Annotated in this window: 14 protein-coding genes; 10 read left to right on the top strand and 4 right to left on the bottom strand. The window is 71.1% G+C overall.

All coding sequences use genetic code 11. From position 1 onward, the window contains the following. Positions 1 to 741: pyridoxal-phosphate dependent enzyme (locus ABZT49_RS28670; RefSeq protein WP_355291203.1), on the bottom strand; the 741-nt coding region annotated here is incomplete at its 3' end. Between the two features lie 84 nt (positions 742 to 825). Here ABZT49_RS28670 and ABZT49_RS28665 point away from each other — a divergent pair. Together ABZT49_RS28665 and ABZT49_RS28660 are read left to right on the top strand one after the other, a co-directional pair. Further along, on the top strand, positions 826 to 1281 hold the full coding sequence (locus ABZT49_RS28665) for an Lrp/AsnC family transcriptional regulator (protein ID WP_355291201.1): 456 nt from the start codon (positions 826 to 828) through the stop codon (positions 1279 to 1281). A 38-nt stretch (positions 1282 to 1319) separates the two neighbouring features. Then, on the top strand, positions 1320 to 2285 hold the full coding sequence (locus ABZT49_RS28660) for an NAD-dependent epimerase/dehydratase family protein (RefSeq protein ID WP_355291199.1): 966 nt from the start codon (positions 1320 to 1322) through the stop codon (positions 2283 to 2285). Positions 2286 to 2517: 232 nt separating this feature from the next. On the opposite strand, the gene ABZT49_RS28655 is transcribed toward ABZT49_RS28660, so the two are convergent. Continuing rightward, positions 2518 to 3144 (bottom strand): TetR/AcrR family transcriptional regulator, encoded by a 627-nt coding sequence (locus ABZT49_RS28655; RefSeq protein WP_355291197.1) that lies wholly within the window; start codon positions 3142 to 3144, stop codon positions 2518 to 2520. Positions 3145 to 3322: 178 nt separating this feature from the next. On the opposite strand from ABZT49_RS28655, the gene ABZT49_RS28650 reads away from it, so the two are divergent. From ABZT49_RS28650 to ABZT49_RS28630, 5 genes are all read left to right on the top strand, one after another. Then, complete coding sequence (locus tag ABZT49_RS28650; protein WP_355291195.1) at positions 3323 to 4582, top strand: HlyD family secretion protein; 1260 nt, start codon at positions 3323 to 3325, stop codon at positions 4580 to 4582. A gap of 260 nt (positions 4583 to 4842) precedes the next feature. Further along, positions 4843 to 6405: a DHA2 family efflux MFS transporter permease subunit gene (locus tag ABZT49_RS28645; RefSeq protein ID WP_355291193.1), complete on the top strand. Its 1563-nt coding sequence runs from the start codon at positions 4843 to 4845 to the stop codon at positions 6403 to 6405. Between the two features lie 533 nt (positions 6406 to 6938). Continuing rightward, positions 6939 to 8033, top strand: coding sequence for an ABC transporter ATP-binding protein (locus ABZT49_RS28640; protein WP_355291191.1), 1095 nt, complete (start codon positions 6939 to 6941; stop codon positions 8031 to 8033). Further along, on the top strand, positions 8030 to 8941 hold the full coding sequence (locus ABZT49_RS28635; protein ID WP_355291189.1) for an ABC transporter permease subunit: 912 nt from the start codon (positions 8030 to 8032) through the stop codon (positions 8939 to 8941). The genes ABZT49_RS28640 and ABZT49_RS28635 overlap by 4 nt, the downstream gene beginning before the upstream one ends. Position 8942: 1 nt before the next feature. Next, complete coding sequence (locus ABZT49_RS28630; protein WP_355291187.1) at positions 8943 to 9722, top strand: ABC transporter permease; 780 nt, start codon at positions 8943 to 8945, stop codon at positions 9720 to 9722. Here ABZT49_RS28630 and ABZT49_RS28625 read toward each other — a convergent pair. Beyond that, positions 9719 to 9886 (bottom strand): DUF1902 domain-containing protein, encoded by a 168-nt coding sequence (locus tag ABZT49_RS28625; RefSeq protein WP_355291206.1) that lies wholly within the window; start codon positions 9884 to 9886, stop codon positions 9719 to 9721. The genes ABZT49_RS28630 and ABZT49_RS28625 overlap by 4 nt on opposite strands. A 103-nt stretch (positions 9887 to 9989) precedes the next feature. On the opposite strand from ABZT49_RS28625, the gene ABZT49_RS28620 reads away from it, so the two are divergent. From ABZT49_RS28620 to ABZT49_RS28610, 3 genes are all read left to right on the top strand, one after another. Continuing rightward, a complete protein-coding gene (locus tag ABZT49_RS28620) occupies positions 9990 to 10244 on the top strand; it encodes a type II toxin-antitoxin system prevent-host-death family antitoxin (RefSeq protein ID WP_355291185.1) in 255 nt (84 codons plus the stop codon). Between the two features lie 100 nt (positions 10245 to 10344). Beyond that, positions 10345 to 11439 (top strand): pyrimidine utilization protein A, encoded by a 1095-nt coding sequence (gene rutA / locus ABZT49_RS28615; protein ID WP_355291183.1) that lies wholly within the window; start codon positions 10345 to 10347, stop codon positions 11437 to 11439. Further along, positions 11436 to 13019, top strand: coding sequence for an amidase (locus tag ABZT49_RS28610; protein WP_355291181.1), 1584 nt, complete (start codon positions 11436 to 11438; stop codon positions 13017 to 13019). Before rutA ends, ABZT49_RS28610 begins: the two co-directional genes overlap by 4 nt. 121 nt (positions 13020 to 13140) lie before the next feature. On the opposite strand, the gene ABZT49_RS28605 is transcribed toward ABZT49_RS28610, so the two are convergent. Further along, complete coding sequence (locus tag ABZT49_RS28605) at positions 13141 to 14307, bottom strand: hypothetical protein (RefSeq protein WP_355291180.1); 1167 nt, start codon at positions 14305 to 14307, stop codon at positions 13141 to 13143. Positions 14308 to 14322 lie beyond the last annotated feature (15 nt).

Genomic DNA, 14322 nt, shown 5'->3' with positions numbered 1-14322 from the left:
GGCGGCGAGGGCGGGCGCGAGGCAGGCCGCCTGCTCCGGCTCCACCGCCACCACGAGGCCGGGGTGGCTGAGCCAGCCGGCCAGGCCCTCAGCCATCGCGGCGGCGAGGCCGCCGACGCCGGCCTGGACGAAGAGGTGGGTCGGACGGGGGCCGTTCCCCGCCTGGTCGCGGATCTCCGCCGCCATCACGCCGTAGCCGGCCATGACGTCGCGCACGATAGGGTCCTCGGGGTCGTCGGTGGTGTCGGCGACGAGGAGCCCCGCACCGGCCCGGGCGGCGCCCGCCGCCGCCTCGACCGCGTCGTCGTAGGTGCCGGAAACCCGGACGATCTCGGCGCCCTCGTCGGCGATGCGCCGCGCCCGCGCCGGCGGCACGCCCGCATGCAGGAAGACCCGCGCCGGCGCTCCCGCGAACCGCGCCGCCGCGGCGACCGCGAGGCCGTGATTGCCGTCGCTGGCGCAGATGAGCGCCGGCTGCCCGGCGGGCCGGGCGGCGAGGAGCGCGGGCAGGTCCATCCCGGCGGCGCGAGCGAGCGCGGTCAGGCCCGCATAGGTGCCCCCCAGCGACTTGAAGCTGCCGAGCATCCGGCGCCCCTCATCCTTGGCGAGGACCTGCGCGACGCCGAGCCGCCGCGCCAGGGCCGGCAGCGTGAGGAGCGGCGTCGGGGCATAGGCCGGGTCAAGGCCGCGCAAGGTGGTGGCGATCACGGAGACGGACGGGGAGGGGGCTGGGTTCGGCATGTCCGGAAGAGTGCCGGATCCCCGCGACGGTTGGCGCCGAAATCATGCTAACCTGCGGCGGTTTTCGCCGTTCTCGAGCGATCCATGCCGGAAAGCGCCACCCTCGACCGGTTCGACCGCGCCCTGCTCGACGCGGTCCAGGCCGACAACCTGACGCCGGCGCGGATCCTGGCCGAGCGGGTCGGGCTGTCCGAGAGCGCGGTGCTCCGGCGCCTGCGCCGGCTGCGCCAGGAGGGCGTCATCGTCGCCGACGTCGCGGTGGTGCATCCGGCGGTCCTCGGTACGCCACTCTGCCTGCACGTGCTCGTCTCGCTGGAGCGCGAGACCTCCGACCGCCTCGACGCCTTCGTGCGCAGCTTGCGCGAGCGGCCGGAGGTGCGGGCGGCGTGGTACGTGACCGGCGAGGCCGATTTCGTGCTGGACCTGCGCCTGCGGGACATGGCGCAGTACGAGGCCTTCACCCGCGCGGTGTTCCACGACGACCCGAACGTGCGGGCGTTCCGGACGCTGGTGGCGATGCGGCAAGTAATCGGAACGTGAGATTGGGCCTTGAGCGCGGTCCGACCGGGAGCGGCGGCATGCGGATTCTGGTCCTCGGCGGCACGCAGTTCCTCGGGCGGGCCATCGCCGCGCACGCGGTCGGGCTCGGTCACGCGGTGACTTGCGCCGCGCGCGGCCTCTCCGGCGTCGCCCCGCCGGGCGTCCGCTTCATCGCCGTCGACCGCGACCGGCCGGAGGGGTTGGCGGGGCTCGCCGGGACAAAGTTCGACGCGGCCGTGGACGTGGCCCGCCATCCCGGTCAGGTCCGGCGGGCGCTGGCGGCGCTCGACGGCCGCGTCGGGCACTGGACCTTCGTGTCGACGACGAGCGTCTATGCCGATACCGCGACCCCTGGGCAGCGGGCCGGGACCGCGCGGCTTCTCGCACCTTCCGAGGACGGCACCTACGGCGCCGCCAAGGTCACCTGCGAGCGGGCTCTCGATGGCGGCGCCCTGATCTGCCGCGCCGGGCTGATCGCCGGCCCGGGCGATCCGACCGGGCGGTTCCCGTACTGGGTCGCCCGGCTTGCCCGGGGCGGCGAGGTGCTGGCGCCGGCCGACCCGGAGGATCCGGTCCAGCTGATCGACGCGCGCGACCTCGCGGGTTGGATCGTCCGCGCGGCGCGGGACGGCCTCTCGGGGACATTCGACGCGGTGGCGCCCCCTTGCACCCGCCGGGCCTTCCTGGATCGCTGCGCCGCGTCCTTCGGCGCGTCGTACACGGCCACCTGGGTCGATCCGGCCTTCCTCGACCGCCACGGTGCGGCGCGCGAATCCGGCCCGTTCTCCCTGCCGCTCCCACTGCCGGACACGATCGGCGACGCCTCCCGCGACGTCTCGCCGACGCTCGCGGCGGGGCTGACGCTGCGGCCACTGGAGGAGACCGTCCGCGACACCCTGCACTGGCTGGAGGCCGGGGGCGGTCCGATGACGGGCTTGACGGCGGACGAGGAGGCGGCGCTTCTCCGGGCCTGGCACGCGGGGAGGGGAAGAGGGCCCGCTTGAGGCGTGCACAGTTCGAGCAGAGCTATCGATCCATAACCCTCCTGGTCATCCCGGGGCTCGGCGAAGCCGAGAACCCGGGATCCAAAACCGCCGACGCCGGAGAATGAGGCGGATCGCGCTCCGCCTCGTCCGGTACCGTGAGCGGCGATGGATCCCGGGTTCCGCTGCGCGGCCCCGGGATGACGCGGAGGATGGACATATCGTCGTGGGCCACCCTGAAGAGGTGACCGGCCTACCGCCCCACCGGCCCATAGGCCGCGAGAAACACCCGCACGGCTTCCGCGATCCAGTAGGTCGTCTCGGCCTCGGTCGGCGGGTCGCCGACGGAGAAGAGCAGCCGGCGCATCGTGGTGGCGGCGCAGAGGTCGAAGAAGTGGCGGGCGGCGAGGTCGGAATCCATCGGGCGCAGGCGGCCGGCGGCGACCTGGGCGTCGAGATAGGCGCGCAACCGCGCCCGGCCGAGCAGCGGTCCCGCCTCGTAGAATGCCCGGCCGAAGCGCGGGAATTTTTCCGCCGCGCCGATCACCATGCGCACCGAGGCAATGTGGTCGGGCCGCACCATCGCCTCCATCAGGCTGGTGCCGAGGCGGCGCAGCACAGCGGCGACGTCGGGGTCGTCGTGGTCGAGGCGGCAGATATTCTCCGCCAGCGTCCGCTTCTCCTCGATCGTCAGCGCCTCGAACAGGGCCTCCTTGCTCTCGAAATAGACGTAGAGCGTGCCCTTCGAGACGCCCGCCGCCTTGGCGATCGCCCCCATGCTGGCCCCGTCGAAGCCGCTGGCGAGAAACACCTCGCGGGCCCCATCCAGGATCTGGCGGCGCTTGTCGGTGTCGGTGGAGACGAGGGGAGCGTCGCTCATGATCGGGGCCGTGGGAGGGGGCTTTCGCCAGTGTGGGTGTGCGGCCGTTCCGGTTCAACCGGTGTGCCGCAGCGCACACAGGATCGATTGACCGAACGGTTCGGTCAATCTAGTATCGTGGCCGTTCGAGAGCCGTCAACCGATTCGCACGGGGGATGGCGGCGACGGGTGGACGACGATGGCGTTTCGAGACGATTACGCGCAGGGCCGGCCCGCCGGCGAGGCGGCTCCCACGGTTGCGCTCCCGAAGACCGCGTCCCCGGCGGCTTCCGTGCCGGCGGCACCGGCTCCGGCCGCGGCCCCGCCGGAGAAGCGCAAGCGCCCCCTGCGCCGGCTGATCCTCGGCGCGCTCGTCCTCGGCGGCGGGGCCTACGGCGCCTATGCGGGCCACGAATGGTGGACGACCGGCCGCTTCTTCGTCTCGACCGACGACGCCTACGTCCAGGCCGACATCTCGACGCTCGCCGCCAAGGTCTCGGGCTACATCGAGGCGGTGCCGGTGGTGAACGGCCAGGCGGTCAAGGCCGGCGACGTCATCGCGCGGATCGAGGACGGCGACTACCGCCTGGCGCTGAAGGCCGCCGAGGACAAGCTGGCGACGCAAGGCAGCACCATCGCGCGCATCGCCCGCCAGGCCGAGGCCGCCCGCGCCCAGGTGCTCCAGGGCCGGGCCCAGATCGACGCCGCGAAGGCCGATCAGGTCCGCGCCGCGGCCGATTACCAGCGCCAGCAGCTCCTCGCGCAATCCGAGTTCGCCGCCAAGGCGCGCCTGGAGCAGTCGCGCGCCGACCGTGACCGCTCGGACGCCACCGTGAAGGGCGCCGAGGCCAACCTGATCGCGCTCCAGGCCAACGTCGCGGTGCTGGAGGCCCAGACCAAGGAGGCCGAGAACCTGGCCGCCGAACTGCGCACCGCGGTCGACCGGGCCAAGCGCGACCTCTCCTTCACGGTCCTGCGCGCGCCCTTCGACGGGGTTATCGGCAACAAGGCGACGGAGGCCGGGGCCTACGTGGCGCCGGGCTCGCGCATCGCCGCCCTGGTGCCGCTCCAGAGCGCCCGGGTCGACGCCAACTTCAAGGAGACCCAGCTCGGCCGGGTCCGGGTCGGCCAGCCGGTCCATATCCGGGTCGATGCCTGGCCCGACCGCGACATCGTCGGCACGGTCGAGAGCCTGTCGCCGGCCTCCGGCTCGGTGTTCAGCCTACTGCCGCCGGACAACGCCACCGGCAACTTCACCAAGATCGTCCAGCGCCTGCCGGTGCGGGTGCGGGTGCCGGAGGCGGTCGCCCGCGAGGGCCTCTTGCGGCCAGGCCTGTCGGTGGTGGTGCGGGTCGACACGCGCGGCCTCGACGAGACCAAGCCGCCGGCGCCGATCGAGCCGCATCAGGCGGTGTCGGAGCAGGCCGGCCCGGCCTCGGTGCGGACTGCGGGCCGCTGAGGCGGAGACGATCGCGCGTCTCGCCGGGCTCGCTCGACAGATTTGACCCCCCCTCCGCGGCATTCCGGGGCGAGCCTTGGCGAGAGCCCGGAATCCAGACGCGCAGGTGGTGGAGAACAAGGCGACGAGCGTCCCGCTCCGTCCTGAACCACCCGCGGTTCTGGATCCCGGGCTCCGCCTCGCGGCCCCGGGATGACCCTGTGGGGCGGCGACGTCGTCGCAAGACTCAACGACTCTCCCCTGACGCAGGCACCACCACCATGGCCGCGACCCCCGCGCCCGCCGACGCACCGATCGATCGCCGCCGCATGGTGGCCTTCATCTGCATGGTGTTCGGGATGTTCATGGCGATCCTGGACATCCAGATCGTCTCGGCCTCCCTCGCCGAGATCCAGGCCGGCCTCTCGGCCTCCGCCGACGAGATCCCGTGGGTGCAAACGAGCTACCTCATCGCCGAGGTGATCTCGATCCCGCTCTCCGGCACGCTGTCGCGGGTGCTCTCGACCCGCTGGATGTTCGTGATCTCGGCCGGCGGCTTCACCCTGATGAGCCTGATGTGCGCCACCTCGTCGACGATCGGCGAGATGATCGTCTGGCGCGCCGCGCAAGGCTTCATCGGCGGCGGCATGATCCCGACGGTGTTCGCCTCGGCCTTCACGATCTTCCCGGCCTCGAAGCGCAGCATCGTCTCGCCGATGATCGGGCTCGTGGCGACGCTCGCCCCCACCATCGGCCCGACGGTCGGCGGCTACCTCACCGACCTGTTCAACTGGCACTGGCTGTTCCTCGTCAACATCGTGCCGGGCATCTTCGTCACGGTCTCGACCTACCTGCTGGTCGATTTCGACAAGCCGAACCTCGACCTGCTCAAGCGCTTCGACTGGACCGGCCTCGCCCTGATGGCGGCGTTCCTCGGCTGCCTCGAATACGTGCTGGAGGAGGGCCCGACCCACGACTGGTTCCAGGAGGAGGCGATCTTCCTCGCCGCGATCGTGTGCGGCGTGGCGTGCATCGGGTTCTTCTGGCGCGCGCTCACCGCCGAGCAGCCGATCGTGGATCTCCGGGCCTTTTCCGACCGCAACTTCGCCGCCGGCTGCCTGTTCAGCTTCGTCATGGGCATCGGCCTCTACGGCCTGACCTACCTCTACCCGGTCTATCTCGGCCGCGTGCGCGGCTACTCGGCCTTGCAGATCGGCGAGACGATGTTCGTCTCAGGCCTGTGCATGTTCGCCACCGCCCCCATCGCCGGGCGCCTCTCGGGTAAGGTCGACCCGCGGATCATGATGGCGATCGGGTTCACGGGCTTTGCCGCCGGCACCTGGATCGTCACCGGCATCACCAAGGACTGGGACTTCTACGAGCTCCTGGTGCCGCAGGTCCTGCGCGGCTGCTCGCTGATGCTGTGCATGATCCCGATCAACAACATCGCCCTCGGCACCCTGCCGCCGGCCCGGATGAAGAACGCGTCCGGCCTCTACAACCTCACCCGCAACCTCGGCGGCGCGGTGGGTCTGGCGCTGATCAACACCGCGCTCAACGACCGCTGGGACCTGCACCTCGCCCGCCTGCACGAGCGCTTCACCTGGACCAACCCGATGGTGCTGGAGCGCCTCGACAGCATGGCCAAGGGCTTCGCCGGGCTCGCCGGCAACCCGGACGCCATGGCGCTGAAGGCGATGATGAACACCGTGCGGATGCAGGGGCTCCTGATGAGCTTCTCCGACGTGTTCCTGATGCTGACGGTGCTGTTCGTCCTGATGGCCTGCGCCACGCCGATGATCCGCCGGCCGCGCCCGGGCGGGGCGGGGGCGGACGCCCACTGAGGTCGCGCCCCTCTCCGGCGGGCTGACGCCGCCAGTCGCAGGGTGCGAGCCCGTCCGACTCGCTCGCCGACTTCGACATCCTCCTTGTCATTCCGGGGCCGCGCAGCGGAGCCCGGAATGACAACGAGGGTGTGAAACCGCTCGCGGGCCCATCGCGCAGGACCTCGCTCCCGAGAGCCACGCTGCCATCAAAACAAAGGCGCCTCTCCCCAATACGGAGAGAGACGCCAAGTCTGCGACACGTCTCGGGAGGAGATGCGGACGCCGTTCAGGTCAGTGGACGCAGTGAACGGCATCGACGCGTGTCACCCTCATCAATACACGCCCTTCTATACCTTGCAAGCTGCTACGGCACCCGACCTTGGTCCGAATGGGTGGGGGCGACAAAGTTACCGTTATCACGGTCAAGCTGTTTCCTGCTGGCGGAATAATGCGACCCGCTCGCGCGGACGGACCCGCTCGCCGGCCCTTCCCGGACCCGGCCTTCCCGCGCTAGATGTCGGGCTCCTGCCCGCCCGCGCCGCCCGGACGACGTGACGACGCCTGTTTCCTCCACCACCTCGCCCGCTCCCGGCCATCTCCGCTTCGCGGCGGTGTCGAAGCGTTTCGGCTCCCATCTCGCCGTCGACGGCGTCGATCTCGACCTCGCGCCCGGCCAGGTATTCTGCCTGCTCGGGCCGTCCGGCTGCGGCAAGTCCACGCTGCTGCGCATGATCGCCGGCTTCGAGGAGCCGAGCGCGGGAACAATTTTCCTCGACGGGCAGGACCTCGCCGGGGTGCCGCCGCATCGCCGGCCGGTCAACATGATGTTCCAGTCCTACGCCCTGTTCCCGCACCGGGACGTGGCGGGGAACGTCGCCTACGGGCTGGAGCGGGAGGGCCTGCCGAAGCCCGAGATCGCCGCCCGGGTCGCCGAGATGCTGCGGCTCGTCCAGCTCGACCCCCTGGCTGCCCGCCGGCCCGACCAGCTCTCCGGCGGCCAGCGCCAGCGGGTGGCGCTCGCCCGGGCGCTCGCCAGGCGCCCCCGGGTACTGCTCCTCGACGAGCCGCTCGGCGCCCTCGACCGCGCCCTGCGGGAGGAGACGCAAGCCGAGCTGCGGACGCTCCAGCGCCGGCTCGGCACCACCTTCGTGGTCGTCACCCACGATCCCGCCGAGGCGATGGTGCTCGCCGACCGCATCGGCGTGATGGCGGCGGGCCGGCTGGTCCAGGTCGGGCCGGCGGCGGATCTCTACGAGCGCCCGGCCACCCGCTACGTCGCCGGCCTCCTCGGCGACGTGAACCTGATCGAGGGCCGGCTCGGGGAGGGCGGGGCGGGGACCCTGCGCGGGCTCGACACACCGCTCGGCCCCTTGAGCGCCTTCGACCACTACGGCGCCGGGCCTGCGGGCGCCCCGGGCCTGCTCGCCCTGCGGCCCGAGCGCCTGGCCCTCGGGACCGAAGGCCTCGCCGGCACGCTCCTCGGCGCGACCTATCTCGGCGACAAGATCCTCTACCGGGTCGGCCTCGCCGACGGGCGGAGCTTACGCGCCTCAGGCCCTCCCGGCGCCGGCCCGGCCGTCGGCGCTCCGGTGCATCTCACCTTCGCGCCCGAGGCCGCCTCGCTGCTGCCCGCGGATCTCGCATGAGGGCGCGCCTGCGCGATTCCCTGCGGCGGTTACGCCTGCCGGCGGTTCCGCTCCTCTGGCTCCTGGCCTTCTTCGGCCTTCCGTTCCTAGTGGTGGTGAAGATCAGCTTGTCGGACCCGGCGACGGCCTTGCCGCCCTACACGCCGGTGCTCGCCTGGGACATGGGCCTCGCCGGCTGGTCCGACGTGCTCGCCGCCCTCGACTTCGAGAATTACCGCACGCTGATCGCCGACCCGCTCTACCTCGAGGCGGGCCTGACCTCGCTCGTCGTGGCGCTCTGCGCGACCGTGCTGCTGATCCTCGTCGGCTATCCGATCGCCTACGCCATGGCCCGGGCGCCGAAGGCCTGGCAGCCGCTCCTCGTCGCCCTGATGGTGATCCCGTTCTGGACGAGCTTTCTGATCCGGGTCTATGCCTGGATCGCGATCCTCAAGGGCGACGGGCTCCTCAACCAGGCGCTCCTGGCGCTCGGGCTGATCGCGAGGCCGGTCGAGATCCTCAACACTCCGGCGGCGGTGATGATCGGGGTGGTCTACGCCTACCTGCCCTTCATGGTGCTGCCGCTCTACGCGGTGCTGGAGCGCCTCGACCGCGGGCTGATCGAGGCCGCCCGCGATCTCGGGGCGAGCCGGCTCGGCGCCTTCCGCACCGTGACCCTGCCCCTGTCGTGGCCCGGCCTCGTCGCCGGCGCGCTCCTGTGCTTCATCCCGATCACCGGCGAGTTCATCATCCCGGACCTGCTCGGCGGGCCCGACACGTTGATGCTCGGGCGGGTCCTGTGGAGCGAGTTCTTCTCCAACCGCGACTGGCCGCTCGCCTCGGCGGTGGCGGTGGTGCTGCTCGTCATCGTGGCGGGCCCGGTGGTGCTGTTCCGCGAGGCCGAATCGCGCCGCCTGGAGCGCCCCTGAGATGCACCGCGCCCACCCGCTCGCCTGGGCCGCGCTCGGCCTCGGGATGGCCTTCCTGTACGGGCCGATCCTGCTGCTCGTCGCCTACTCGTTCAACGCCTCGCGCCTCGTCACGGTCTGGGCCGGATTCTCGACGCGGTGGTATGCCGGCCTCCTCGACAACGGCCCGCTCGTCGAGTCCACCCTCGTCACCCTCAAGGTCGCACTGGCCTCGGCGAGCCTCGCGACGGTGCTCGGCACGCTCGCGGCGCTGGCGCTGGACGGGCGCCGGCGCTTCCCCGGCCGGCCGCTCCTCACCGGGCTCGTCTACGCCCCGATGGTGATGCCGGAGGTGATTACCGGCCTGTCGCTGCTGCTGTTGTTCGTCGGCCTCGGGATTCCCCGCGGCTTCTGGACCATCGTGATCGCACACGCGACCTTCACGTTGTGCTTCGTCGCCGTCGTGGTGCAGGCCCGCCTGCGCCACCTCGACCGCTCTCTCCTCGAAGCGGCCGCCGACCTCGGTGCAGCACCCGTCACGGTGTTCCGCACCGTGACCCTGCCGCTGATCGCGCCGGCCGTGATCGCCGGCTTTCTGCTGGCCTTCACCCTGTCGATGGACGACCTCGTGATCGCGAGCTTCGTCTCGGGCCCAGGCGCCACCACCCTGCCGATGCGCCTCTACAGCCAGGTCCGCCTCGGCGTGACCCCGGAGATCAACGCGATCTCGACCCTCTTGATCGGGGCGGTGAGCCTGGCGGTACTGGGGGCGTCGGTGCTGACGGCGCGGCGGGGGCGCTAGCCGGTCACGATCTGGACCGGGTCGGGCTCGTCCTCGTCGCGCAGATCGGCGGCCGTGACCGGGATGCGGGCGATGAGGGCGTTCGCGGTTGACGCCTCGGCGCCCAAGCCTTCCACGTCGCTCGTCTGCACGTACCAAACGTTCGCCTCGGGATCGTGGGCGATCCGGATGGTCGGTGGGGGCGTGACACGATCCTGGGCGACAGGAGCGTCGAATGATACGCTGATGCCGTCTGTTCTCCAGGCTGGATACGGATGGAATGGAGCGATGAGGATCTCCGTTGCGGAAGCGGAAGGGCAGTTGGCCGATCTCGTGCAGAAGGCGGAAGCCAGCCACGAGGTGATCCTGACGCAAAACGGTCGGGCCGTCGCGCGGCTCGTGCCGATCGCGGTGCAGTCCGCAGCGGACCGCGAGCGGATCCTCATGGCGGCACGGGACGCCGGCCGCGCAACAGTTACGCCAGGGCCGTCAGCCGCCCGGAGCCAGGATTTCCTCTACGACGAAGACGGCCTGCCCGCTTGACCGGCACCGCTCCGGCCCGCCTCACCGGAAAACGGCCCCGATCCTGCAAAGCCCCTCCGGACGGCCTCCCGGCCGCCCACCGGAACCCGGAGCTTTTCGCATGGATGTCGGCGTGTTCATCCCGATCGGCAACAACGGCTGGCTGATCTCGGAGGCGGCCCCGCAATACAAGCCGAGCTTCGCCCTCAACAAGGCGATCGTGCAGAAGGCGGAAGGCTACGGGCTCGACTTCGCCCTCTCGATGATCAAGCTGCACGGCTTCGGCGGCAAGACCGAGTTCTGGGACTACAACCTCGAATCCTTCACCCTGATGTCGGGCCTCGCGGCGGTGACGGAGCGGATCAAGCTCTTCGCCTCGACCGCGGTGCTGACCCTGCCGCCGGCCCTCGTCGCCCGCATGGCGACCACGATCGACTCGATCGCCCCCGGCCGCTTCGGGGTGAACATCGTCTCCGGCTGGCAGAAGGCGGAGTATTCGCAGATGGGCCTGTGGCCCGGCGACGACTATTTCGGCTACCGCTACGACTACTCCACCGAGTACGTCCGGGTGATGAAGGAGCTGTGGGAGACCGGGCACTCCGACTTCCAGGGCGAGCATTTCCGGATGGAGGGCTGCATGATGAAGCCCGCGCCCTCCGGCCCGATCCCGATCGTCGCCGCCGGCCAGAGCGGGCGCGGCATGGAATTCGCCGCGACTTACGCCGACTACAACTTCGTGCTGGGCACCGGCCTCAACACGCCGACGGCCTGCGCGCCGACCTGCGCCCGGCTGATCGAGGCAACGGCGAAGACCGGCCGCGACGTCGGCTCCTACGTGCTGATGATGGTGATCGCCGACGAGACCGACGCGGCGGCCGAAGAACGCTGGATGGCCTACCGCCAGGGCGCCGACGTCGCGGCCCTGGCCTGGATGCTCGACCAGAGCAACCAGGACAAGAACGCCTCGGCCGATTCGACCGCGACTTGGATGAACCTTCCCGAGGGCGCGGTGAACTTCAACATGGGCACGCTGGTCGGCTCCTACTCCAAGGTGGCGCGGATGCTCGACGAGGCAGCATCGGTGCCGGGGGTGAAGGGCATCATGCTGACCTTCGACGACTTCCTCGAAGGCCTCGACATTTTCGGGACCAAGATCCAGCCGCTGATGGCCTGCCGGCAGGATCGCCTGCAAGATCGTCGGGAGATCGCCGCGTGACGGTCTCCGACGCGCTCATCGCCCGCACCATCCTGGCCGGCACGGTGGCGGAGCCGGCCCCGGCCCGCGACCTGCCCTCGTCCTGGGAGCGGGACGCGCCCGAGCCGGCCCAGGCCGAGCAGCGCCTGCGCGAGGCCGCCCGCGCGACCGTGGAAGCGGTGCCGATCGTGCCGGCCCTGCCGCCCGTCGCGGACGGCCCGCTCCACGCCCTCGGGATCGGCGCGCTCCAGGCCGCCTACGCGGCCGGGACGACCGATCCGGTGGCGCTCGTCGCGAGGCTTCGCGAGCGCATCGCCCGTCACCCGTCAGGGCGCGATGCGGTCCTGGCTCCGGTGCCGGGCGCGGACGAGGCGGCCGAGGAGAGCGCACGGCGCATTAGGGCGGGGCAGGCCCGCCCCCTCGAAGGCGTGCCCTTCGGCATCAAGGACATCATCGACTGCGCCGGCGCCCCCGTCACCTGCGGCTCGCGCCTCACCGGCGACCGGGTGGCCGAGGCCGATGCGACCGTGGTGGCGCGGCTCAAGGCCGCCGGCGCGATCCCGCTCGCCATGCTCGCCACCACCGAATTCGCCTGCGGCTCGGCCCACAACCCGCGCTACGGCGCGGTCGCCAACCCGTGGGACCGGACGCGCTGGACCGGCGGCTCCTCCACCGGCTCCGGTGCGGCGCTCGCCGCCCGGCTGCTGCCGCTCGCGCTCGGCACCGATACAGGCGGCTCGATCCGGGTGCCGGCGGCCTGGTGCGGCATCACCGGCCTTAAAGCCACACGCGGGCTGGTGCCGCGCACCGGCGTCGCGCCCCTGTCCTGGACCCTCGACCATGTCGGCCCGATGGCCCGCTCGGCCGCGGATCTCGCCCGGGTGATGCCCTGGATCGCCGGACCCGACGGTGCCGACCCGCATGCCGCCGGCCGCTACGACGCGACCCGGGCGCGGGGGCTGTCGGGCTTGCGGGTCGGCGTGCCCGACGGCTGGTTCACGGCGATGCAGGACGAGGCCGTGCTCGTCGCCTGGCAGGCGATGCTGCGGGAGCTGGAGCGGCAGGGTGCGCGCCTCGTGCCGGTCGATCTCGGGTCGGTCGCCACTGCGCACCAGGACGGCTACACGATCGTGATGGCGGAACTCGCCGCGCTCCAGGAGCCCGACCTCGACCGCGCCGCCTCCCTCGATCCCGGCGCCCGCGCCCGGATGGAGCAGGGCCGGCTCTTTTCCGCCACCGACTACCTGCGTGCCCTGCGCCGCCGGCCGGTCGTGCTGGCGCAGGTGCTCGACGCGTTGCGCGACGTCGACGTGCTGGTGACCTCGGGCCTCGGCGGCGAGGCGACGTCCCTCGACACCCTCACGATCGAGGTGAACGGCGAGGCCCACCCGCTCCAGGCGGTGCTGCCGCGCAACACGATGCTGTTCGACTACACGGGTCTCCCGGCCCTGATGCTGCCGACCGGCCTCGGCCGCACCGGTCTGCCGGTGGCTGCCCAGGTCGTGGGCAAGCCGTTCGACGATGCGCTGTGCCTCGGGGTCGGGGCGGCGTTCCAGCGGGAGACGGGGCATCACCTCGCGAGGCCGCCGGAGGTGGGGTGAGCCTCTCGTCGATCGCCGTGACAAGCTCAGTGTCCGGTGCGAGACTCTCATATCTTGTCATCTCGGGATCCGCGATGCGGGACCGGGATGACGCCCAGACAGGGGAAGCGGCGCGAAACCGTTACCCAGTCGGCCGAGCGCTCGTCCCGACGGCCTTCACGCGATCCACGATCCATTGCAGGGCCGCGACGACCTTTTCGACACCGCGAGGGTCGGCGGCGATCCGTGCCAGAGGCAGTGTGGCCCACCCGTCGATGGCCGCCTCGCTCAGATCCGACCCCTCGACCTGAGCGAAGAGCCGGACGATCTCGCGTCGTTCCTCCGCGCTGTTGAGAACCGACTTCGTCTCAAGATGCTTGAGCTGAAGCCAGACATTGCCCCTGCCTTCGGTCGAGAGGTAGGCTGGGTTGATCGGTGCGCCGCCCCTCGGTCTGAGCAGCGGATAAACCGATCCGCTGGTGCGGCCGGTGCCGAACACGAGCGGGACGCCGAGCCGCTTCATGCCGTCGAGGATGGCCCTCGCGGCCGCGGCCTCCGCTTCGGGGAACTTGCCGGCGCATTCCGCCAGCAGGCGCTCCTCGGTCCAGCGTTCACCCCTCACGGACTCCTTGCGGCTCGCCGCCTCCTGCGTCTGGCCGAAGACCATCGGCACGATCGTCCGCAGACCCTCTCCGGTGAACTGGCGCAGCTCGATCGCCAGAACCTCCGCGGGTTGCATCTGCTTGTTCAGAAACTCGACGATGCGGCGCAGTTCCGACGGGATATCGTCGGCGACGAACAGCAGTCGGAACTTACCGGCCGCGATATTCTTGTCGACGTCGGCCCAGAACCGATCCGGGTCGATGTCTGCTCCGAGGAACCCCGCCAGCGTGGCGCCGCTATCCACGCCGGTCGTCGAGCAGGTCGCTTCGAACGCCGACAGGAGCCTGTCGGCGGTCCAGGAGGACTGGAAGTTGGAGGCGTAGTCGAGCATCTGCCCGACCACCTCGCGGCGGAGCCGGCCATCGGATTGCCGCTTCACCTCGACCAGGGTCGGCACGCCATCCTGATCCAGGAAGAGGTGGTCGAGCGACCATCGACTCGCAGCATCCTCGTGCCCGATCGGCAATTCCTGCTTCACGAGCAGGAACCGCCGCGGGTTGTCGGCATCGATCTGATCGCCGACCAGCAGCGAGGGAAACTTCGAGAGCAAAGCCTGGAAATCGACTTCGGCGGCGAACTGCTCCGGCTGCATGGGCACCAGGGTATCGTTCCCCTGCAACACGAAAACGCCGGCTCGACGGGTCATGCAGTCCTCGCGTCT

The organism is Methylobacterium sp. EM32, from assembly GCF_040593685.1.
Classification (GTDB): Bacteria; Pseudomonadota; Alphaproteobacteria; order Rhizobiales; family Beijerinckiaceae; genus Methylobacterium.
This window is presented reverse-complemented; position numbering and strand designations above follow the sequence as displayed.